At 71.0% G+C, this 20,842-nt stretch carries 18 protein-coding genes; 8 read left to right on the plus strand and 10 right to left on the minus strand.

Annotated features, from left to right (window positions below; translation table 11 throughout):
• Window positions 1-15: 15 nt before the first annotated feature.
• The 4 genes from ACZ7PG_RS16930 to ACZ7PG_RS16945 form a co-directional block, all read right to left on the minus strand.
• Window positions 16-3,549 carry a thiol reductant ABC exporter subunit CydD/CydC gene (locus ACZ7PG_RS16930; protein WP_470240779.1) on the minus strand — a complete coding sequence of 1,178 codons (3,534 nt, stop codon included), beginning with the start codon at window positions 3,547-3,549 and terminating at the stop codon, window positions 16-18.
• A gap of 44 nt (window positions 3,550-3,593) precedes the next feature.
• On the minus strand, window positions 3,594-4,601 hold the full coding sequence (gene cydB / locus ACZ7PG_RS16935; protein WP_470239966.1) for a cytochrome d ubiquinol oxidase subunit II: 1,008 nt from the start codon (window positions 4,599-4,601) through the stop codon (window positions 3,594-3,596).
• Between the two features lie 125 nt (window positions 4,602-4,726).
• A complete protein-coding gene (locus tag ACZ7PG_RS16940) occupies window positions 4,727-6,190 on the minus strand; it encodes a cytochrome ubiquinol oxidase subunit I (protein ID WP_470239967.1) in 1,464 nt (487 codons plus the stop codon).
• 79 nt (window positions 6,191-6,269) lie between these two features.
• On the minus strand, window positions 6,270-7,229 hold the full coding sequence (locus tag ACZ7PG_RS16945; RefSeq protein ID WP_470239968.1) for a S41 family peptidase: 960 nt from the start codon (window positions 7,227-7,229) through the stop codon (window positions 6,270-6,272).
• A gap of 185 nt (window positions 7,230-7,414) precedes the next feature.
• Here ACZ7PG_RS16945 and ACZ7PG_RS16950 point away from each other — a divergent pair, with 185 nt between their 5' ends.
• Complete coding sequence (locus tag ACZ7PG_RS16950) at window positions 7,415-8,002, plus strand: TMEM165/GDT1 family protein (protein ID WP_470240780.1); 588 nt, start codon at window positions 7,415-7,417, stop codon at window positions 8,000-8,002.
• A 56-nt stretch (window positions 8,003-8,058) separates the two neighbouring features.
• The gene (locus ACZ7PG_RS16955; RefSeq protein ID WP_470239969.1) at window positions 8,059-8,706 is read left to right on the plus strand and encodes a DUF998 domain-containing protein; all 648 of its coding nucleotides are present in this window, start codon (window positions 8,059-8,061) and stop codon (window positions 8,704-8,706) included.
• Here the strand turns inward: ACZ7PG_RS16955 and ACZ7PG_RS16960 are convergent.
• Window positions 8,703-9,344 carry an IclR family transcriptional regulator gene (locus ACZ7PG_RS16960; protein ID WP_470239970.1) on the minus strand — a complete coding sequence of 214 codons (642 nt, stop codon included), beginning with the start codon at window positions 9,342-9,344 and terminating at the stop codon, window positions 8,703-8,705. The genes ACZ7PG_RS16955 and ACZ7PG_RS16960 overlap by 4 nt on opposite strands.
• Entirely contained in the window at window positions 9,341-10,195 is an 855-nt protein-coding gene (locus tag ACZ7PG_RS16965) for a hypothetical protein (protein WP_470240781.1), read from the minus strand. The genes ACZ7PG_RS16960 and ACZ7PG_RS16965 overlap by 4 nt, the downstream gene beginning before the upstream one ends.
• 85 nt (window positions 10,196-10,280) lie before the next feature.
• Here ACZ7PG_RS16965 and ACZ7PG_RS16970 point away from each other — a divergent pair, with 85 nt between their 5' ends.
• The 3 genes from ACZ7PG_RS16970 (at window position 10,281) to ACZ7PG_RS16980 (ending at window position 14,080) form a co-directional block, all read left to right on the plus strand.
• Window positions 10,281-11,453: a homogentisate 1,2-dioxygenase domain-containing protein gene (locus ACZ7PG_RS16970; RefSeq protein WP_470239971.1), complete on the plus strand. Its 1,173-nt coding sequence runs from the start codon at window positions 10,281-10,283 to the stop codon at window positions 11,451-11,453.
• A 79-nt stretch (window positions 11,454-11,532) separates the two neighbouring features.
• Complete coding sequence (locus ACZ7PG_RS16975; protein WP_470239972.1) at window positions 11,533-13,341, plus strand: substrate-binding and VWA domain-containing protein; 1,809 nt, start codon at window positions 11,533-11,535, stop codon at window positions 13,339-13,341.
• A 1-nt stretch (window position 13,342) separates the two neighbouring features.
• Window positions 13,343-14,080 (plus strand): hypothetical protein, encoded by a 738-nt coding sequence (locus ACZ7PG_RS16980; protein WP_470239973.1) that lies wholly within the window; start codon window positions 13,343-13,345, stop codon window positions 14,078-14,080.
• Here the strand turns inward: ACZ7PG_RS16980 and ACZ7PG_RS16985 are convergent.
• The 3 genes from ACZ7PG_RS16985 to ACZ7PG_RS16995 all read right to left on the minus strand — a co-directional run bounded on the left by ACZ7PG_RS16985 (window position 14,077) and on the right by ACZ7PG_RS16995 (window position 17,315).
• On the minus strand, window positions 14,077-15,285 hold the full coding sequence (locus tag ACZ7PG_RS16985; RefSeq protein WP_470239974.1) for an MFS transporter: 1,209 nt from the start codon (window positions 15,283-15,285) through the stop codon (window positions 14,077-14,079). The genes ACZ7PG_RS16980 and ACZ7PG_RS16985 overlap by 4 nt on opposite strands.
• Window positions 15,286-15,753: 468 nt before the next feature.
• Window positions 15,754-16,242, minus strand: coding sequence for a DUF4231 domain-containing protein (locus tag ACZ7PG_RS16990; RefSeq protein WP_470239975.1), 489 nt, complete (start codon window positions 16,240-16,242; stop codon window positions 15,754-15,756).
• A gap of 44 nt (window positions 16,243-16,286) precedes the next feature.
• Window positions 16,287-17,315 carry a hypothetical protein gene (locus ACZ7PG_RS16995; RefSeq protein ID WP_470239976.1) on the minus strand — a complete coding sequence of 343 codons (1,029 nt, stop codon included), beginning with the start codon at window positions 17,313-17,315 and terminating at the stop codon, window positions 16,287-16,289.
• 166 nt (window positions 17,316-17,481) lie between these two features.
• On the opposite strand from ACZ7PG_RS16995, the gene ACZ7PG_RS17000 reads away from it, so the two are divergent.
• The gene (locus ACZ7PG_RS17000; RefSeq protein ID WP_470239977.1) at window positions 17,482-18,276 is read left to right on the plus strand and encodes a DUF2470 domain-containing protein; all 795 of its coding nucleotides are present in this window, start codon (window positions 17,482-17,484) and stop codon (window positions 18,274-18,276) included.
• Here ACZ7PG_RS17000 and ACZ7PG_RS17005 read toward each other — a convergent pair.
• On the minus strand, window positions 18,268-18,729 hold the full coding sequence (locus tag ACZ7PG_RS17005; RefSeq protein ID WP_470239978.1) for a PPOX class F420-dependent oxidoreductase: 462 nt from the start codon (window positions 18,727-18,729) through the stop codon (window positions 18,268-18,270). The genes ACZ7PG_RS17000 and ACZ7PG_RS17005 overlap by 9 nt on opposite strands.
• A gap of 22 nt (window positions 18,730-18,751) precedes the next feature.
• On the opposite strand from ACZ7PG_RS17005, the gene ACZ7PG_RS17010 reads away from it, so the two are divergent.
• Entirely contained in the window at window positions 18,752-19,564 is an 813-nt protein-coding gene (locus tag ACZ7PG_RS17010; RefSeq protein ID WP_470239979.1) for a CPBP family intramembrane glutamic endopeptidase, read from the plus strand.
• 40 nt (window positions 19,565-19,604) lie between these two features.
• A complete protein-coding gene (locus ACZ7PG_RS17015) occupies window positions 19,605-20,792 on the plus strand; it encodes an arginine deiminase (protein WP_470240782.1) in 1,188 nt (395 codons plus the stop codon).
• Window positions 20,793-20,842: the final 50 nt, after the last annotated feature.

Raw genomic sequence — 20,842 nt, forward strand, 5'->3', positions numbered from 1 at the left:
CGCTTCGAGAATCGATCACGACACGGGCACCCGCGCCACAACCCGGCCATCGCGGACCTCCAGGACCAGGTCCGCACCGTCGGCTTCCTCGGCGCGATGGGTCACGTGCACGACCGTCCGACCCGCCAGCACCTCACGCAGGTTGGCGCGCACGACCTGGGCGGTCGGCTCATCGAGGTGCGCGGTCGGCTCATCAAGCAGTACAAGCCCGGCCGAGGGCGCCCCAAGCAACGCCCGCGCCAGCGCGACCCGCTGCGCTTGGCCACCCGACAGTCCACTGCCGCCGCTACCCAGCAAGGTCGACAAGTCGAGCTCACCGAGCGCAGCCTGCCGCAATGCTTCGCGCAGGTCTTCGACGGTCGCGGCCGGCTGCGCGAGACGCAGGTTCTCGGCGACGGTGGTCCCCGCAAGCATCGGCTCTTGAGGTGCCCAAGCAACCCGCCCCGGAACGGCAACCACCCCACGCCGAGGAGCGAGAAACCCCAGAAGAGCAGCAACAAGAGTCGACTTGCCGGCCCCGCTAGGCCCCACGACGGCGGCGTAGGTGCCCGGCGCCAGATCGAGATCGACATCGCGCAGGATCACCGGACCACCCGGCCAGCCGAGATTGGCTCCCCGCAGCACCACGCGGTCCCCGGCCTCGGCCGAGTCGCCGCCGAACCGGCCGTCAGCTTCGGCCGCCCAGCGGTGTCCGACCGCAGCCTCGGCCGAGTCGCCGCCGAGTATGGCGCCGGCTTCGGCCGCGCCTCGGTTCCGAGCCTCGGCCCCGGCGCCACCGTGCCTGACCTCGGCCCCAATCGGCAGAGCCTCAAAAGCCGCGCCGCGTTGGCGGGCCTCGGCACCTACCAGCGCAACGCCGGGCCGGGTCTCGGCCGATCCGCCGCGCAGCCCCACCTCAACTTCGGTCGCGTCGCGGTGCCCAGCTTCAGCCTGGGCGCCGCCATGCATGGCCTCGGCCGAGTCGCCGCCGAGGCTGCGGCCGGCAGCGCCCGATGCGACGGGCGACCGGGTCTCTCCGACCTGCGCGCCCTCGGCCAGGCGCTGGCGGGCGTGCTGGAGGGTGTCCCAGTGTTGGGCTGCTGGGGGGAGCAAAGCCAGGACCTCCGCCAGCGCCAACGGCACCAAGGCCAGCAGCGGCGCCAGTACCGCGTCGAGACTTCCCGCCGCTACCGCTTGGGCCGCCAGCGCCGTGCTGACCACCGCGCCCGCTCCGCAGGACAGCGTTATCAGCGCCTCCGCCGCTCCCACGCCGAACGCCTGGCGGCGCGCCTGCCCCACCAAGCGCGTGTCCGCCTCCGCGAGCGCGCGGCGGTGGTCGCGATCCCGGCCGAACGCCAGCAACTCACCCGCCGCCTCGAACAGCACCAACACCCTCGACGCCACCTCGCGACGGCCGTCCGCCAGCGCCGTCGTTGCGCGGCGTTCGGTGCGTAGCGCCACCCATGGTGCGCACAGCCCCACCGCCACCGCTGCGAAAAGTGCCAGCCCCGCCGCGGGCAGGACCCACGTCTGCACCGCGACCGCCCCTGCCGCGACCAGGGCCACCACCAACGGCGGCGACACCACCCGCGGCAGCAGATCGCGGACCGTGTCGACGTCGGCGACCAAACGACGTTGCCCCTCGCCCGCTCGCAAGCCCGCAGCGGGACCACGGCGAACCAGCGCACTCCACAGCCGCACGCGGAGGCGGCCAGCAATACGGAACGCCGCGTCGTGCGTGACCAGCCTTTCCACGTACCTCAGCCCCGCGCGGCCCAGGCCGAACGCGCGGACGCCGACCACCGCGACCGTCAGCGTCAGGATCGGCGGCTGCTGCGACGCCTTGGCAATCAGCCAGCCCGACGTCGCCGTCAGCGCCACCCCCGCCAGCAGCGCGAGTGCCCCCAGGGCCGCGCCCGCGAAGAGCCGGCCGTCGAGCAACGCTCGCCACGGTGGCGGTGACACTAAATCGTCCACAGTGGACTCCGCGACGGCAGGCGGGACCTCGGGCGGCAGCTCGACCGCCGCCGTGTGCTCGTGGGCCGCGATGATCGCCGCGGCTCCGTTGTCGACCGCTCGCTGGACCGCGTCGAGCACCAGGCGCGCGTTGGCCTCGTCCAGGTGGGCTGTCGGCTCGTCGAGCAGGAGCAGCCACGCGCCATCGCGCACTCGCTGAAGCGCGCGGGCGACCGCGACGCGCTGACGCTGCCCCAGCGAAAGCTGCGCCACCGGACGGTCCGCGAGCCCGGTCAGGCCCAGTTCGTCGAGCAGAAAGACGGAGCCGACCTCGTCGCGCACCGTGCCGCCGGTGAACACCGGCGACTGCGGCACCCACGCGACCTGTTCGCGCCAGCGCGTCAGATCCGCGTCGGCCAGGTTCGTCGAACCGACCGTGATGGCACCGTCGTGCGCCGGGACGAAACCGAGCAGCACCGAGAGCGTCGTCGACTTGCCGCCGCCGCTCGGGGCGCGGAGCCAGACCGTCTCGCCCGGGCGGACCGTGAACGTCTCGCCGTCGGGGGCGAACCCGCCGCGTCGCGCGACGCGCAGGGACGACACCCGAAGTAAGCCACGCGAAGGAATCGCAGTACCCGAAGAAGGCACGGGCACGGCCAGCACGTCGGCGACGCGCCGGACCGCCTCGACGCCGTCCTCGCTGGCGTGGAACGCGGCGCCGACCGCGCGCAGCGGCTGGTAGCACTCCGGCGCGAGGATCAGCACGCCGAGCCCGATGGCCAGCGGCAGGTTCCCGCCGACCAGCCGGACGCCGATCACCACCGCGACCAGCGCGACCGACAGCGTCGCGATCAGTTCGAGCACGAACGCCGAGGAGAACGCGACCTTCAACGTCTTGAGCGTCGCGCGGCGGTGGCGTTCGGACAGCTGCCGGACCGTCTCGCCCTGCGCGGCCGCGCGGCGGAACGCGGTCAGCACCGGCAGCACGCGCACCAGCTCGAGGAGCCGTTCGGACATCCGGTGCGCCGCGTCGGTCGCGCCGGCGACGCGCCCGGCCGTGAACTTGCCGACGAGGATCGCGAACATCGGCAGCAGCGGCACGGTCAGAAGAACGATCACGCCGGACGGCCAGTCGGCGAACAGGATCGCCGCGCCGGCGCCGAGCGGCACGACCGCCGCCGTCACCAGTGCGGGCAGGTACTCGCGGAAGTACGCGTCGAGCGCGTCGAGGCCGCGGGTCGTCAACGCCGTCAGCTCGCCGTGGCCGCGGCGGGCGATCCACTCGGGGCCGAGGCGCAGGGCGTGGTCGACGGCCTTCGCGCGCAGCTCGCGGTGCGCGGTCGCGGCCGCGCGGGCGGAAACCGTGCGCACCGCCCAGCCGGTCAGCGCGCGCGTCGCGACGAGCGCGAGCAGCGCGGCCAGCTGGGCGGTGCTTCCCCCGGAACCCGCTCCGACGATCGCCGCGAGGACGTCGGCGAGCAGGATCGCCTGTGCCACCAGCGCGATGGCGTGGAGGAACGAGAGGAACCCCACCAGGGCCAACGCCCGGCGCACGGCCGGCACGAGGGCAGGCAATGCGCCGAGCGGGCCCTTTCCCGGCCGCGCCGAGTCCATTGTGGACTCCGAGGCGAGAAGGGTCGCGCGTCCGGGAAGCTTGCTCATGGCGCGTGGACCGCCGGAATGTGCTGAGTGCCGATGCGCTTGCGGAACACCCAGTACGTCCAGCCCTGGTAGATCAGCACGGCCGGCGCGCCGAAGACGGCCACCCAGGTCATGACGGTCAGCGTGTACGGACTCGACGCGGCCCCTTCGATGGTCAGCGTGTTGGCGGCGTCGAGGGTCGAGGGCAGGACGTTCGGGAAGAGCGAACCGAACATGACCACCGCGGCCCCGGCGATGACGACGCCGAGCGCCGCGAACGCCTGCCCGTCGCGGTCCGCGCGCAGCCGCAGCCAGGCGACCACTGCGGCGACGGCGCTGATGCCGAACGCGAGCAGCGTCCACAGCGTGCCCGAGCGCCACTGGACGACCGACAGGAACGCGACGATCGGCACCATGGCGGCCGGCAGGAGCCGCAGCGCCAGGACGCGGGCACGTTCCCGCAGGTCACCGCTGGTTTTGAGGGCCAGGAACGCCGCGCCGTGGGTGATCGCGAAGGCGGCGACGGCGACCGCGCCGAGCAGGGTGTCCCAGCGGAAGGCGGCGAACGCCGAGCCGACGCGGTTGCCTTCGGCGTCGAGGGGCAGGCCGAGGACCGTGGTGGCGAGGATGAGGCCGACGCCCAGCGGCGCGACCCACGAGCCGGCCATGATCACGCGGTCCCAGGTGCGCCGCCAGCGCTCGGAGTCGACCTTGCCGCGGTATTCGAACGCGACGCCGCGGCCGATGAGGGCGAGCAGCACGATCAGGAGCGGCAGGTAGGCGGCCGAAAAGAGGCCCGCGTACCAGGCTGGGAATGCGGCGAACATGGCTCCGCCGGCGACGATGACCCAGACCTCGTTGCCGTCCCAGACGGGTCCGATGGTGTTGACCATGACGCGGCGCTCGGTGTTGTCGCGCGCGAGGACGGGCAGCAGCATGCCGACGCCGAAGTCGAAGCCTTCGAGGAAGAGGTAGCCGAGCCAGAAGAAGGCGATGACGACGAACCAGATCGTGGCGAGGGTCATCGGGTCACTCCTCGATCGCGGTAGCCGTGAGTTGTCCACAGCCTGCCGAGTTGTCCACAGGTTGGCTGTGGGTAACTCGTCAGAGTGAAGGCAGCAATACTTTGAGTGTTCATCGAGTCGTCACCTCAGTACGCGAAGGCGAGTGTGTCGCCGTCGGAGTCCTTCTTCTCCGGAGGCATCACCGCCGCGACGCCGCCGCGGACGTACTTGCGCATCAGGTACAGCTCCACCACGCCGAGCGCCGCGTACACCGTGGTCAGCGCGATCAGCGACGTCCAGACCTCACCCGTCGTCAGCCGCGACACCGCCTGGGCCGTGAACATCCACACCCCGTCGACGCCCGACGGGTTCGGGACGACCACGAACGGCTGACGGCCCATCTCCGTGAAGATCCAGCCCGCGCTGTTGCCCAGGAACGGCGTCGCGATGCCGCCGAGCACCAGCAGCGGGAACCAGCGCCCGCTCGGGATGCGGTCCCGGCGCGTCAGCCACAGGGCCAGCAGGCCGATGCCCGCCGACACCGCGCCGAAGCCGATCATCATGCGGAAGCCCCAGTACGTCACCGGCAGGTTGGGCACGTAGTCGATCGGCTTGCCCGCCAGCGACCCCAGCTCCGGGTCGTTCGGGTAGTTCGTGCCGTACTTGGCCTGGTACTCCGTGATCAGGTCTTCGACGCCCTTGACCTCGGTCTTGAAATCGTTGTGGGCCAGGAACGACAGCAGCGCCGGCACGTTGAACGTCTTGACGTCCTCGCAGTTCGACCCCGCGACGTCGCCGATCGCGATGATCGAGAAGCTCGCCGGCTGCTCCGTGTGGCACAGCGCTTCCGCCGACGCCATCTTCATCGGCTGCTGCTCGAACATCAGCTTGCCCTGCGTGTCGCCGGTGATCGCGAGGACCGCGAACGCCGCGATGCCGACCCAGCCGCCGAGACGCAGCGAGGAGCGCCAGACGTCCTGGTCCGAGCGACGCCGCCAGAGGTGCCAGCCCGCGACGCCCACCAGGAACGCCGCCGCCACCGAGAACGCGCCGGCCAGGGTGTGCGGGATCGCGGCGAGCGCCGTGTTGTTCGTCAGCACCGCCCAGATCGAGTTCATCGTCGGCTTGCCGTTCTCGAACGTCACGCCGACCGGGTGCTGCATCCACGAGTTCGCGGCCAGGATGAAGTACGCCGACGCCATCGTGGCCAGCGAGAACGCCCACGCGCACGCCAGGTGGACCTTCTTCGGCAGCCGGTCCCAGCCGAAGATCCACAGGCCGAGGAAGGTCGACTCGACGAAGAACGCGAGGAGCCCTTCCATCGCGAGCGGCGCGCCGAAGACGTCGCCGACGAAGCGCGAGTACGCGCTCCAGTTCATCCCGAACTGGAACTCCTGCACGATGCCGGTCACGACGCCCATCGCGAAGTTGACCAGCAGCAGCTTGCCCCAGAACTTCGTCATCTTCAGGTGCCGCGGCTCGCCGGTGCGGACCCAGCGGGTCTGCATCGCCGCGACCAGGATCGACAGCCCGATGGTCAGCGGGACCATCAGGAAGTGGTAGACGGTGGTGATGCCGAACTGCCACCGCGCTAGCTCTAGGACCTCCACGTGGTCCAGCGTGCTCCGGAGCTCCGGCCACAGCCAGATCAAGTGGTCCCGACAAACCAAGGACCAACGTCCTGGGTGACTACAGCTGGTCGAGTGCCTGCCGCGCCTCGTCCGCGACGACCCGCCGCGGGCCCGTGTCACCGAGGTCCAGGACGTGCTTCAACGCCAGCGCGTACGCCGTGTCGAACGCCTTGCCCGCGTCGACCGGGAGGTCCGGGCGGACGCCGACGCCTTCCCAGTTCTCCCCGGTCTCCGGGTGCAGCGACCGCGCGATCGACACGGTCACGTCGAGGTAGGTGTCCACCTTGAACTGCTCACGCGGGTGGGCACCGCCGCGCGTGGCCTCCCCGACCGTCTTCGCGCGGCCCTGTTGCTGGAGCGAAAACGCGAGATCCTCACCGCCGGAGAACGTGCCCGGCCCGGTCAGCACCCAGACCGGCTTGGTGCCGCCGAACCGCAGGCCGGGGACGTACGGCAGGGTCCACATCTGCGTCGTGCGGTGGCCTTCGCGCTCGTAGATGTCGAGGTAGTGCACCTGCTCGTCGACGAGGTAGGTCTGCAGCAGCGCGCTCGTGCCGGGGGTGCCGCCGCGGTTGCGGCGCACGTCCAGCAGCAGCGCGTCGGCGGGCGCGAGCAGCGTCATCGCCGCCGCGATCGCGGGGCCGGCCAGCTCGGGCGGGTAGAGCAGCGTCGTGTCGAGGTAGCCGACGTTGCCGGCGAGTCTCTTCACCTCGGCGATGCCGAAGCCCTCCAGTTCGGCCTCGAGCCGGAACCCGTCGGAGTTCACGGCCGCGTCGCCGTCGTCGGCGACCGGGTCGACGTGGTGACGCAGGCGCAGGTGCTTGTCGCCGTTCACCGACTGCAGGTCGGTTGTGACCAGCGTCGCGAACTCCGCGTCCCCGAGTCCGTCGTACACGCCTTCGCCGAGACGCTGGTGAAGCACTTCAGCCAGCTTCGCCGCTACGTCCGGGAAGACGTAGTGAGCTTCCAGCCGGCGGATGACCTCGTTGACCTGCGCAGCACGCGCCTCTGACCCCATGGACGTCAACCTACCCCAGACCACAATCGAATTTTCGGCGTACCGAAGAAAATTGTGCGACCCGGCTTGACGACAAATTCATGGCGACCGATCCGGCAATTTCGCGGAAGCCATCAGCTTGCGCCTTTCCGAATCCGCCCTTTATCGTTGCAGTGAAAGGGGCGAAAATACTCATGACTCCTGCGATGGTGGCGCTGATCAGCGCGTTCGGCCTGGTCCTCGCCGTGGAACTGCCGGACAAGACGCTGGTGGCCACCCTGGTGCTGACCACCCGTTTCCGCGGTGGCCCGGTATTCGCCGGGGTCTGCGCCGCGTTCGCCGTGCAATGCGTCATCGCGGTCGCGTTCGGCAGTGTCCTGACGCTGTTGCCGGACGTCGTCCTTTCGCTGGTCGTCGCCGCGATGTTCGGCCTCGGCTCTTTCATGCTCCTTCGCGAGGGATTCAGCGAAGGAGACGAAGCCGGCGAAGACGCTTCGCGCGTCGGCCCCGCTCCGCTGTCCTTCCTACGCTCCGCGATGACGTCGTTCGGTGTGCTCTTCGCCGCCGAGTGGGGCGACGCCTCCCAGCTCGCGACGGCAAGCCTCGCCGCCCGCATCGGCAACCCCGTCGCCGTCGGCGTCGGCGCGTTCGCCGCGCTGATCGTCGTCGCCGGGCTGGCGGTGTTCATCGGCGCCAAGATCCGCAGCCGGATCAAGCCGAAGCTGATCCAGCGCTGCGCCGGGTTCGTCTTCGCCGGATTCGCGGCGTTCGCCCTGCTCCAGCTGGCCTTCTGACCGCTGCCTCACAGGTTCACCGGGTAACCTTTCGGAAACGAAAGGGTGGAAGCCAGGTGAACAAGCCATTGCCCGCGGTCTCGCCGTTGCACGGCCGGGTCGCGCTCGGCGGCATCGGCCTCGCCGTGGCCATCTCCATCGACCTGCACCTGCGGCTCTCCGGCCAGGTCAGCCCGGTCTGGCAGACGCTGTCGGAGTACGTCTACGGCAGGCTCGGCTCGTCGTCGGCCGCTCCCCTGTTCAGCGTGATGTGCCTGGCCCTCTCGCTCGGCTCGGTCGCCCTGCTCGCCGGCATCGCGAAGGCCCACCGGCCGGGCACCACCGCCGTCTGCGTGCTGCTCGGCGTGTGGTCGGCCGGGCTGCTGGTGTGCGGGCTCGTGCCCGTGGACCCCGACGGCCAGGCGCGCTCCCTGTCCGGGCAGGTCCACAACCTCGCCGCGCTCACGGCGTTCGTCGCCCTGCCCGCGGCCGCGCTCGTGCTGACCAAGAAGGGTCGTGAGCGCTGCCCGTGGGAACCACGCCGGACGACGATCCGGCGCCTGGCCACGGCGAGCTTCGCCAGCGTCGGCATCGTGCTGGGCGGGTTCGTCCTCACGCTCGTCCTCGGCCCCGCGAACCAGGAGGTCACGCTGGGCCTGTTCGAGCGCCTGCTGTTCACGATCGACGTCACGCTGCTGCTGACGATGGTCCGGCCGCTGCGCTAAGCGTCCGTCCGCAGGATGCCGGCCAGCCGGGCGGCGGCCGCGACGACCTGCGGGCCCACCTCGGCGGCCTTGAGCGGCTCCAGCGAAACGACTCCGACGCTCGCCTTCAGGCCCGGCACCCCGCGGACCGGCGCCGCGACGCCGGACGCGCCCGCCTCCAGCTCACCCGTCGACGTCACCCAGCCGTCGCCGCCCGGGCGCAGGGACATCGCCTTGCCGGCCGCGCCCGACGTCAGCGAATGCCGGCTGCCGACGCGGTAGGCGACGTGGAAGCTGGTCCACGACGGCTCGACGACGGCCACCGCAAGCGCTTGCGCCCCCTGAGCGACCGACAGGTGCGCGGTCGCGCCGACCTTCTCGGCCAGCTCGCGCAGCACCGGGCCGGCCGCGTCACGCAGCTGCGGCAGCACCTGGCCGGCCAGCCGGAGCAGGCCGACGCCGAGCCGGACCTTGGTGCCGTCGCGCCAGACCAGCCCGCGCTCCGACAGCGGCACCAGGAGCCGGTAGACGGCCGCGCGGCTGGCCCCGATGGCCACGGCCAGCTCGGAGATGGTCGCCGCGTCGCCACCGGCGTCGGCTACTGCCTGAAGCAGCGCCAGCCCTCGGTCGAGCGTCAGCGACCCCTCCCGGCTGGTCACAGCAAGCCGAGTTCGCCCATGTCGGCGACGGGCTGCTCGAACGAAGCCGCCGCGTAGGACGCGAAGAGCGCCCGGACGGCCTTCGCGGCCTGCTCGGACAACCCGCGGGCCTCCTCGGCCAGCGCGTCGGCGTCGGTCGACTCCAGCGCACCCCGGACGTCGCCGCCGGAGAGGCTGCGCCCGGAGGCCACGAGGAGGTTGAGGAAGCCGTGGTGCACGATGCCGGTGTCGGGGTCGGTGTGCCGGACCGCGCGGTGCAGGCTGTTCGTCGCCTTGAACGACGCACCGGTGGACCCGCTGACGACGGCGAGGAAGTCCGCCACCTCGTCGACGCTGGGGAAGTTCTCACCGGCCTGGCCGCCGCAGCGGATCTTCGGCCAGCTGCCGTGCTCGATGACCTTCCGCACGCCGTCCAGCCAGCCGACGCCGCGCCGCGGCTCGACGACGCGGATGACGTCCTCCGGGACGAACTCCGAGACGCGCTCCAGCCACACCTCGTCGACGTCCGACGGCGCCGGCATCTCGACCATCCGCAGCGCCAGCAGCTCGCTGCGCGACTCGACGATCGAGATCGCCTTCGGGACGCCGCCGAGGCCGGTGTCGATGATCAGCGAGAGCGGCAGCGGCTGCTTCGGCTTGATCTTGATCAACTCGGTGATCAGCTCCGGCAGCCGCGAGGCCTGACAGAGAAAAACCCCCAGTACACCGGCGTGTTCGGACTCCCGGCTCGCGAAGTGCGCCCGCAGGGCTTCCGGCATGGCGGCAACGGCCGGCGGGAACAGCGCCGAGTCGTCGACGAGCCTCGCGAACAGAGGAGGAATTCCACGGGGGCCGGGGGGCGTGAGTTCCACAGCGCTTGACACGACTGACACGCTAGTAGCGTTCGACATCAGGACAAAATCGTTCGTAAAACGGACACGTCCGGAGGCCACCGCGATGCCTTACTACCGGCGAGTAGGCGAGATCCCGCACAAGCGGCACACGGCGTTCCGGAAGCCGGACGGTGGCCTCTACGCCGAGGAGCTGATGGGTGTCGAGGGCTTCTCCGCCGACTCCGCGCTGCTCTACCACCGCGGCCTGCCGACGGCGATCGTCGACGCCGTCGCGGTCGAGGAGGACCGCGGGTCGCTGACCCCGAACCTCCCGCTCAAGCCGCGGGCGTACCAGACCCGGGTCCTCAAGTTCGGCGGCGAAGCCGACGCGGTGACCGACCGGCGCCGGCTGTTCGGCAACAACGACGTCACCATCGGGTTCGTCACCGCGACCGCGCCCAGCCCGCTCTACCGCAACGCGGCCGGCGACGAGCTGTTCTACGTCCAGGGCGGCTCCGCGACGGTCGAGACGATCTACGGCAGCCTCGAGATCGGCGACGGCGACTACCTCGTGCTCCCGACGTCGTGCACCTACCGCGTCCTCCCCCACGGCGAGGTCGGCCTCTTCATCCTGGAGGCGCGCGGGCACATCGGGCCGCCGAAGCGGTACCTGTCGGCGAAGGGCCAGTTCCTCGAGCACTCGCCGTACTGCGAACGCGACATCCGCGGGCCGTCGTCGCCGCTGGTCGTGGACGGCGAAGACGTCGAGGTGCTCGTGCGGCACCGCGCCGGCCTGACGCGCTATACGTACGCGACGCACCCGTTCGACGTCGTCGGCTGGGACGGCTGCCTCTACCCGTGGGCCTTCAACATCGACGACTTCGAGCCGATCACCGGCCGCGTCCACCAGCCGCCGCCCGTGCACCAGACGTTCGAGGGCCCGAACTTCGTCGTCTGCTCCTTCTGCCCGCGGAAGGTCGACTACCACGCGGACTCGATCCCGGTGCCGTACAACCACGCTAACGTCGACTCCGACGAGCTGATGTTCTACGTGCGCGGCAACTACGAAGCCCGCAAGGGTTCCGGGATCGGCGTCGGCTCGCTCTCGCTGCACCCGTCCGGTTTCACGCACGGCCCGCAGCCGGGCGCGGCGGAGGCGTCGATCGGCGCGGAGTTCTTCGACGAGACCGCGGTCATGGTCGACACGTTCGCGCCGCTGGAGCTCGGCGAGGCGGCCGACGCGTCCGAAGACACCGGTTACGCGTGGACGTGGTCACGCCGCGGCCCTAAGGGATAATCAAGTTCCGGAATTACCGTCCCCTCCCCGTTCCGCTGCCCGATAATGGAGTTTCCGGTGGCGGAACGGGGAGGATTCGATGATCAATTCCCAACCAGCACGGCGCAAGAGAAAGTTTCTCCCGTTCCTGGCCGCGATCGTGGTCGCCGCCGGGTTGATCATCGCGATCCGGGCCTGGACCAGCGACTCGGGCGACGAGGCGGACGCGCCGAAATGCACCGGCTCGGACGCCATCGCGCTGAATGTCGCGTCGTCCCCGGAAAAGGTCGGAATAGTCCAGGAAGCCGCGAAGGCCTACTCCGGACGGACCGTCGCCGGGCATTGCGTCGACGTGATCGTCAAGTCGAAGTCGTCGGGCATCGCGATGCAGGCGCTGGCCAACGGCTGGAACGAGGCCACGGACGGGCCACGCCCCGACGTCTGGACGCCGGCCGCGAGCGGCTGGGTCAACCTGCTGCGCGTCAACGCGAAGGGCGATTCGGCGTCGATCGTGCCGGACGGCGACCCGCAGTCGATCGCGAACTCGCCGCTGACCGTCGCGATGCCGAAGCCGATGGCCGAGGCGCTGGGCTGGCCGGCCAAGCCGATCGGCTGGAAGGACCTCGCCACGCTCGCGACCGATCCGGCGGGCTGGGCGAAGTACGGCCACCCGGAGTGGGGCAAGTTCCGGCTCGGCAAGACGAACCCGAACATCTCCACCGCGGGGCTGAACGCCACCATCGGCGCGTACTACGCGGCCACCGGCACGTCGTCCGACCTCACCGCGGCCGCGCTCGAGAAGCCCGAGGCCAGGCAGTTCGTCACGAACATCGAGCAGGCGATCGTGCACTACGGCGACAACACGCTCACGTTCCTGACGAACCTGCAGAAGGCCGACGACCGCGGCGCGGCCCTGTCCTACATCTCGGCGGTGACCGTCGAGGAGAGCTCGCTGATCGGGTACAACCAGGGCAACCCGACGAACGACCCGGCGAAGGTCGGCCAGCACGCGCCGCCGAAGGTGCCGCTCGTCGCGATCTACCCGGCGGACGGCACGCTCAACTCCGACCACCCGTTCGTCACGCTGAACTGGGCCGACCCGACGCGCAAGCAGATCGCCACCGACTTCCTCGGCTACCTGCGCGGCCCGGAGACACAGCAGCGGTTCGCCGCGCTGGGCTTCCGGTCGTTCGACGGCAAGCCCGGCCCGCAGGTGACGACCCAGAACGGCGTCCAGCCGGACGCGAAGATCAACTTCATCCGGCCGCCGTCGCCGACCGTGCTCTCGAAGCTGCTGAGCTCGTGGACCGACCTGCGCAAGAAGGCGAACGTGCTGCTGGTCGTGGATGTCTCGGGGTCGATGGGCGACGAGGTCAAGGGCACCGGCAAGAGCAAGATCGACCTCGCCAAGCAGGCCGCGATCGACGCGCTCGGCCAGTTCGTGCCGCGTGATCAGGTCGGGCTCTGGCAGTTTTCGACGCACCTCGACGGCGACCGGGACTACCAGGAGCTCGTCCCGGTGCAGGCGCTCGGGAACAGCGGCAAGGAGACGCTGGCGTCGCGGCTGAGCGGGCTGACGCCGCAGGCCGGCACCGGGCTCTACGACTCTTCGCAGGCCGCGTACGAGTACATGAAGGCGCACATCGACCCGGCGGCGATCAACGCCGTCGTGGTGCTGACGGACGGCCGCAACGAGGACTCCGGCGGCGTCGACCTCGAGCACCTGCTGCCGCAGCTGCGGCCGGAGGGCAACGCGGAGACGGTCCGGCTGTTCACGATCGCCTACGGCTCGGACGCCGACCAGGGCGTGCTGAAGCAGATCGCCGAAGCGACCGAGGGATCGGAGTACGATTCGTCCAAACCGGACTCGATCAACCAGGTGTTCACCTCCGTGATTTCCAATTTCTGACATGAAGTTCGCCCGTGAGCTCGCCGAACCGTGGGGGCTGCTGCTGGCCGCCACGTCGGCCGGGGTGGCCTGGGCCGTCCAGCTGCCGGTGCTCGTCGCCATCCTGATCGGGGTGGCGGTGCTGGCCGCGCGTGCGGGCGTGGCGGTCGCGACGCGCGAGAAGGAACCGGAACGGCGCGAAGCGCGGATCCTCGACGTCGCCGCCGGTTCCGCCGAGGAGAACTGGCTGCGCCGGGCCGAGGGCGCGGCCGAGGGGTTCGCGTCGCTGAGCTCGTCTCTCGACACCGGCCCGCTGGCCGACCGCGTCACGGACATGGAGCCGGTGGTCGAGGAGACGCTGGCGACGCTCCGGCGTCTCGCGGGGCGCGCGTCGGCGACCGGGAAGGCGCTTTCCCGGGTCGACCTCGAGGCCGTGACGCGGGAACGGCACCGGCTGGAGCAGTCGATCGGATCGGCGCGCGAGGAAGTCCGAGGCGATCTCGAACAGGCGTTGACGTCGGTCAAGGCCCAGGAGGACGTCCACGCGCGCCTCTCCGGCGCGCAGGACAAGCTGCTGGCCCAGCTCCAGTCGGGCGCACTCGGGCTGGACAGCCTGGTGGCGCGCGTCGCGGAGCTGACGGCGGCGACCACGGACGTCGCGGTGGACACCGGTGCGGTCCGGGAGCTGAGCGACCAGCTGGAGGGCATCCGGCAGGGCGTGCTGGAGACCGAGCAGGCGACGCGGAGGTCACTCGGTTAGACGGGCACGGGCGTCCGGTCCCGGCGCGGCAGGAGCAACGGCGTCACCAGCACCAACACCCCGGCGACGCCGATCACGACGCGCGGACCGGTGAAGCCGGCGAGCACGCCCCCGAGTGCGGTCAGCGTGGCGATCGACGCCTTGGTGCTGACCGACCACGCCGAGAGCGTGCTCGCGACGCGGTCTGCCGGAAGCTGCTCGAGCCGGTAGGTCGCGAGCACCGGGTTGAACACGCTGCAGGAGACGATCAGGCCCAGCTCGACGACCATGACGAAGACGAGCCCGCCGGCACCACCCGGCAGGAAGGCGAGCGCGAGCAGCCAGCACGCTCTGACGCTGCCGGCCACGACCAGGACGCGGTGCCGGCCGATCCGCGCGACGAGCCGCGGGGTCAGCCGCGAGCCGGCGAGCCCGCCGAGGCACGGGACGGCGAACGCGAGCCCGTACTGCCACGGCGTGAACCCGAGCTGGTTCAGCATGAGCACGGCGAGCAGCGGCTCGGTGCCCATGATCAGGCCGTTGAACAGCAGGACGTTGAAGTACAGCGGCCGCAGCCCGGGGTGCGTCAGGATCGTGCGCCACCCTTCGGCCAGGTCACGCGCACGCAGGCGGGCGGTCTGCCGCGGGCGCGGTTCGTCGCCGCCGATCGCCCGGATCCCGAGCGCGGAGAGCAGGAAGCTGACGGCGTTGGCGGCTACCGACGTCACCGGCCCGAAGAGCGCGAACGCTGCCCCGCCGAGCGGCGGGCCGAGCGCGGTGGCCGTCCAGTTCGTCGACTCGAACCGCCCGTTCGCGACGAGCAGGTCCTCGGGCGGCACGAGCCCCTTCAGGTAGGCGCCACTCGCGGAGGTGAAGGTGATGTCCGCCGAGGCGACGATCACCGAGACGACGAGGAGCTGCGCGAAACTCAGCGACCCGAGTGCGTAGAGGAGGGGAACGCTGATCAGCGCGCCGAACCGGACGAGGTCCATGGCCACCAGCACCGGCCGCTTGCGCCGCCGATCGACCCAAGGCCCCAGCGGCACGGCAACAAGCGCCCCGACGGCCGGCCCGACGGCGGCGAGCGCGGATACGGCGGCGGGCCCGGCGTGCAGCACGAGGATCGCCAGCATGGGAAAGGCCCCGAAGCCGAGCCAGGTCCCGAACGCGCTCACGGCGTAAGCCGTCCACAGCCACCTGAACCGCCGCCCGAGCCGCCTGCGCATCACCGGAGGATCAAAGCGGGGAACGACGCCGGGATCAACCAGCGACGCGGCGAGTCCTTGCACCACAAGGGTTATCCACAGCCTCGGCCGAATGTGGACAGCTTCGACGGCCGACGCCGGTTTCGGGCCTTGCGTCCGACCTCGCCGATAGACTGGACCCGGGGACGCCCCCCTGGGAGGGCGGTTTCTAGGGGTGGTTGCAACACCTGAGTGTTCAGGAGTTGCTACTTGACCAGCCGGGTTCGAGATCGGGCCGTGAGCGGTGTCGTGCGTAGTGCTGATCGGCGTGGTCGGGCGTTGACCGCCGAGCGGGTGACCTACTTTGCGCTGGTGGAAGCGGGGACAGGCAGCAGAGAAGCGGCGCGGCGGGTCGGGGTCAACTACCGGACTGCGAAACGCCGGCGGGCCGCAGCGGCCCAGGCCGCAGCGACCCCGGCCCGCCACGACGTGGCGCCCCGGCTGGGCGAACTAGCTCGTCACCGCGTTCTCGCGGGACTTGCCGTAGGACAGCCGGAGGGCGACCCAGCCGTCGCGTTCCCCGGCGCAGATCTCCTCGACCGTCTCCACCAGGACCGCCGCCGCGCCGGGGGTCGCGTAGTTGCCGTGTTTGGCGGCGAACAGCGCGATCTCCTTCTCGATCGCGTAGCGCGCCCGGGTGCGGCTGGTCCAGTTCTCCTTGTAGCCGCCCAGTGCCCGGATTCCGTTGATCAGCACCGCGAGGGACCCGACGGCGGCGATGAGCCGCACGTCGAGCGCGAACGCCGCGAGCGCGGGGATCGTGGCGGTCACGACCAGGCTCGTCACCTCGACGACGGAGTGCCGGCGCCGCGCCGCCCACGACGATCGTTGGTAGCGCCGCCACTCGGCGAGCACCGATGGTGGCACGAGCTCGTCGTCGACGCCCTTCGCTTCCAGGACCCACTGGCTTCGCGCGATCGAGCGCGGCTCCTTCTTCATGGGACGAAAGTTCACACCACCGGGCTATCCGGTCAAGCAGGCGGTCAGCCGAGCCAGACCGTGCCGAGCACCGGATAACCCGGCACGCCCGTCTTCGCCGCACCCGGCCGCGGCACTCCCGCAATCCACAGGCGGCCCGTCGCGGCGATGTTGGCCGCCATCGACGGGTCCGCCTTGTGCAGGCGAAAGCCGACCACCGTGCCGTCGGCCAGCATGGTCAGGCCGCTCAGCCGGGCCGCGCCGTGGCGGCCCATGCGGACCGGGCCGTCGAGGACCGCTCGCAGCTCCGTCCAGTGGTCCGCCGTCAGCGGGCGGCGATAGGCGACCCCGCGCGACGCGGTCACGAGCGCGCCCAGCAGCGCGCCGGCCGTGATGGTCAGCGCGGCCCACTTCGTCGCCGGGAAGTCGAACCGCACCCACACGGCGAACCCGGCCAGGGCCAGCAGGAACGCCGTCACCGCATGCAGTTCGCGGGCGATCCGGCGGCGGTGCGCGGTCAGCACGGGGTCGAGCCGCGGAGACTCGGACCCGGCCAGGAGTGGCACGGCCACCGCACCCGACGGCGGTGCGTCGAAGATCCGGGCCCGGTGCACCCGGACGACGCCGGAGAAGCCGACGAACACCTTCGGGCCGCGCCCCAGCAGCCACACCCGGCGGTGGCCGGCCAGCAGCAGCCGGTACGCGTCGTCGAGCCGGACGCGCAGCCAGCGGCCGTCCGGCAAGCGGACGCCGACCGTCCGGCCCGCGGCGACCAGGCCGTCGGGCGCGATGTCCACCTGGCGGAACGGCTCCCGCTTCAGCCGCGTCTCGGGCACCCTGAGGTACGCGCGGTGGAGCCACCACGCCACGGCCGGGCCGGCCAGCGCGATCGTGGCGAGCGAGAGCGCGACCCCGGCGCCGGTGAAGAACTGGGCGATCCCGAAGACGGGCAGGACCCAGGTCAGCAGGCGTCCGTTCGCGGCGGTGCGGCCGATCCGGTCGAGGTACTCGCCGAAGATCGGCAGCGCGCCCGACGGCATGGCGGAGTCGAGTTCGAACGCGGGCACGCGTTCGGGAACCGGGACGATCTGCACGTGGAGCCCCCACCGTGTCGACACTGGTCACCGGCCTTTTCGGAATTTTGCACAGCAGCGTTACCGGTACTCCGTTCAGCGGAACGCCCGCGTGACCCGGACCGCAACGCGGCGACTATCCAGACCGCGAGATTCAGGTTAGGCTCACCTAAGTAGGAGGTGAGCCGTGACCGAGGCCCCGACATCCATCCGCCGCCCGCCGGCGCCGAACCCCGCCGAGCGCGCCAAGACGATCGCGACCCGCAACGGTCCCGCGTCCTTGATGCCCACCTGCGAACGCGCCGGTCTGGAGGGCGAGCGCGTCGTCCCGGTCCTGCACCACGTGCACCACAGCGGCAGCGTCAGCGTGCTGCTGCCCGACGACCACTCGATGGTCCGCGCGGCCAAGCAGACCCAGCGCGGCGAGCTGGCCGTGATGGTCGAGCTCGCCGACCAGGCACCGGTCGCCCTGCGGGAGCCGATCCGCGGGCTGCTGTGGATCACCGGCTGGCTGCGTCCGCTCTCGCCGGTGTCGGCCCGCGCGCGGGCCCTCTCGATCGCCGAATCGCGGCCGGACGAACGGCTCCTCGACGTCGGCCACGGCGTCACGCTGCTGCGGCTCACCCCGGCTTCGCTCGTGCTGGCCGACGCCGAAGGCACGCACTCGCTGCGCCCGCACATGTTCAGCGCGGCGCCACCGGACCCGTTCCACGACTACGAGGCCCAGTGGCTGCGACACCTGGAGAGTGACCACTCCGACGTCGTCGAGCAGCTGGCCAAGCACCTGCCGGCGGAGCTGCGCGGCGGCCGGATCCGCCCGCTCGGGCTCGACCGGTTCGGGCTGCGGCTGCGCGTCGAGTCGGACTCGGGCGACCACGACGTCCGGCTCGCGTTTTCGAAGTCCGTCGAGAGCCCGCCGCAGCTCGCGATGGAGCTGCGGCGGCTGGTCGGCTGCCCGTTCCTGCGGGGTGCGTCAGGCTAGCTCGGCGGGGAAGCCGCCCTTGGCCAGCGGACCCCAGCTCTCGATCGTCACGCGGATGATGCTCTTGCCCTGCTTGACCATGGCTTCGCGGTATTCGTCCCAGTCCGGGTGTTCGCCCGAAATGCTGCGGAAGTAGTCGACGAGCGGCTCGACGGAGTCCGGGATGTCCAGCACCTCGGCGGTGCCGTTGAGCTGGACCCACTGGTCGTTCCACTCGTCGGACAGGATGCAGGCCGACACCTGGGCGTTGCGCTTGATGTTCACGATCTTGGCGCGCTTCGGGTAGGTCGAGATGACCAGCCTGCCCTCGGCGTCGACGCCGCACGTGACCGGCGAGAGCTGCGGGCCGCCGTCGGCCTTCGTGGTCAGCAGGATCGCGCGGTGGCGGGTGGACAGGAACTCGACCAGCGCGGCGCGGTCGACGGTTTCGTTGGTGGCGATGCTCCTCGGCATACCCCGAAGGTAGCGTGCGCACATGACGTTCACCGCGCGATCGTGGCTGGCCCCGGCCGCACCGGCGTTCCCGGAACCGATCGACGACCCGCGGGAACGCCGCGCGATCAAGCTCGAGCTGCTGATCGTCTTCGGCATCACGCTCGGGCTGTCCGGGGTGCGCAGCCTGCTGTCCCTTGTGGACTCGCTGCTGCAGCCGACGCCCCTGGCCCAGCAGCAGGTCCAGCTCAACGTGCCCCAGGCCGCGGCGAGCCTGATCGACCTGCTCAAGCAGCTGCTGTCGGCCGCCCAGCTGGTCGGCTGGGGCGCGCTCGGGCTGTACTTCCTGTGGCGCGCCGGGATCAAGATCGCCCAGGTCGGACTGGACCGTCGATCGCCCGGCCGCGACGCGCTGCTGACGCTCGGGCTCGCCGCGCTGATCGGGATTCCCGGCCTGGCCCTCTACTTCATCTCCTACCACCTGGGCTTCAGCCTGGCGGTCCAACCGTCCACTTTGAACGACACGTGGTGGCGCCCGATCACGTTGACGCTGTCGGCGTTCGGCAACGCGTTCGCCGAAGAGGTCCTGGTCGTCGGCTACCTGCTGACGCGGCTGCGCCAGCTCGGCCTCCGGGAGAACAACGCCCTGGTCGGCGCCGCCGTGCTGCGCGGGTCGTACCACCTGTACCAGGGCTTCGGCGGGTTCGTCGGCAACCTGATCATGGGCCTGGTGTTCGGCCGGCTGTGGCAGAAGACGAACCGGCTGTGGCCGCTCGTGGCTGCTCACACGCTCTTCGACTTCGTTTCCTTCGTCGGATATGCGCTGTTGAAGGGGCACGTTTCCTGGCTGCCTTGACTAGGATTGGCAGGTGATCGACGAAACGACACCTCCCCGGGTGGACAGCGAAGTCGGACCCCTGCGCGCGGTGCTGCTGCACCGGCCCGGCAACGAGCTCAAAAGGCTGACGCCCCGCAACAACGACCAGCTCCTGTTCGACTCCATCCCGTGGGTCGACCGGGCCCAGGCCGAGCACGACGCGTTCGCCGACGTGCTGCGCAGCCGCGGCGTCGAGGTGCTGCTGCTGGCCGACGCGCTCCGGACGGCGCTGGAGGACGACCGCGCCCACGCGGCCGGCGTCCACGCGGCGGTCGACGACCGGCGGCTCGGCGTCGACCTCGCCGACTCGCTGCGGTCGCACCTGTCCGGCGTCAGCGCGCCCGGCCTCGCCGAGGTGCTGATGGCCGGGATGACGTTCGAGGAGCTGCCGTCCGCCGAGGGCGCGTCGCTGGTGCGGATGATGAACCACCCGCACGACTTCGCCGTCGACCCGCTGCCGAACCTGCTGTTCACGCGCGACTCGTCGGCGTGGATCGCCGACCGCGTCGCGATCTCGTCGCTGACCATGCCCGCGCGCCGGCGCGAGACCGCGGTGCTGGACCTGATCTACGCCTACCACCCGTACTTCCGGCACGCGGCCCGCGCGTACGGCGCGCATTCGGCGCCGATCGAGGGCGGCGACGTCATGCTGCTGGCGCCGGGCGTGCTGGCCATCGGCGTCGGCGAGCGGACGACGGCGGCCGGCGCGGAGTCGCTCGCGCGGTCCGTGTTCGCCGACGGCATCGCGCACACCGTGCTGGCGGTGCCGATCGAGCAGTCCCGCGCGACGATGCACCTGGACACGGTGTGCACGATGGTCGACGCCGACGCCGTGGTGATGTACCCGCTGGCGCGCGACTCGCTGACGGCGTTCACCATCCGGCCGACCGGCGACGGCGGCGTCAAGGTCGCCGGCCCCACGCCGTTCCTGGTGGCCGCGGCCGAGGCGATGGAGATCGACCGGCTGCGCGTCATCGACACCGGCCTCGACCCGGTGACGGCCGAACGCGAGCAGTGGGACGACGGCAACAACACCTTGGCGCTGGCGCCGGGCGTGGTCGTGGGTTACGAGCGGAACGTCGAGACGAACGAACGTCTGGAAGCGGCCGGCATCGAGGTGCTGCCGATCGCCGGGTCCGAGCTGGGCTCCGGCCGCGGCGGCCCGCGGTGCATGTCCTGCCCGGTCCGCCGGGACCCTCTGCAATAAATGAAGTAAGCCTTCCCTAAATGCATTCGACAATTTAGGGAAGGCTTACT

Source organism: Amycolatopsis sp. NPDC114504, assembly GCF_055633595.1.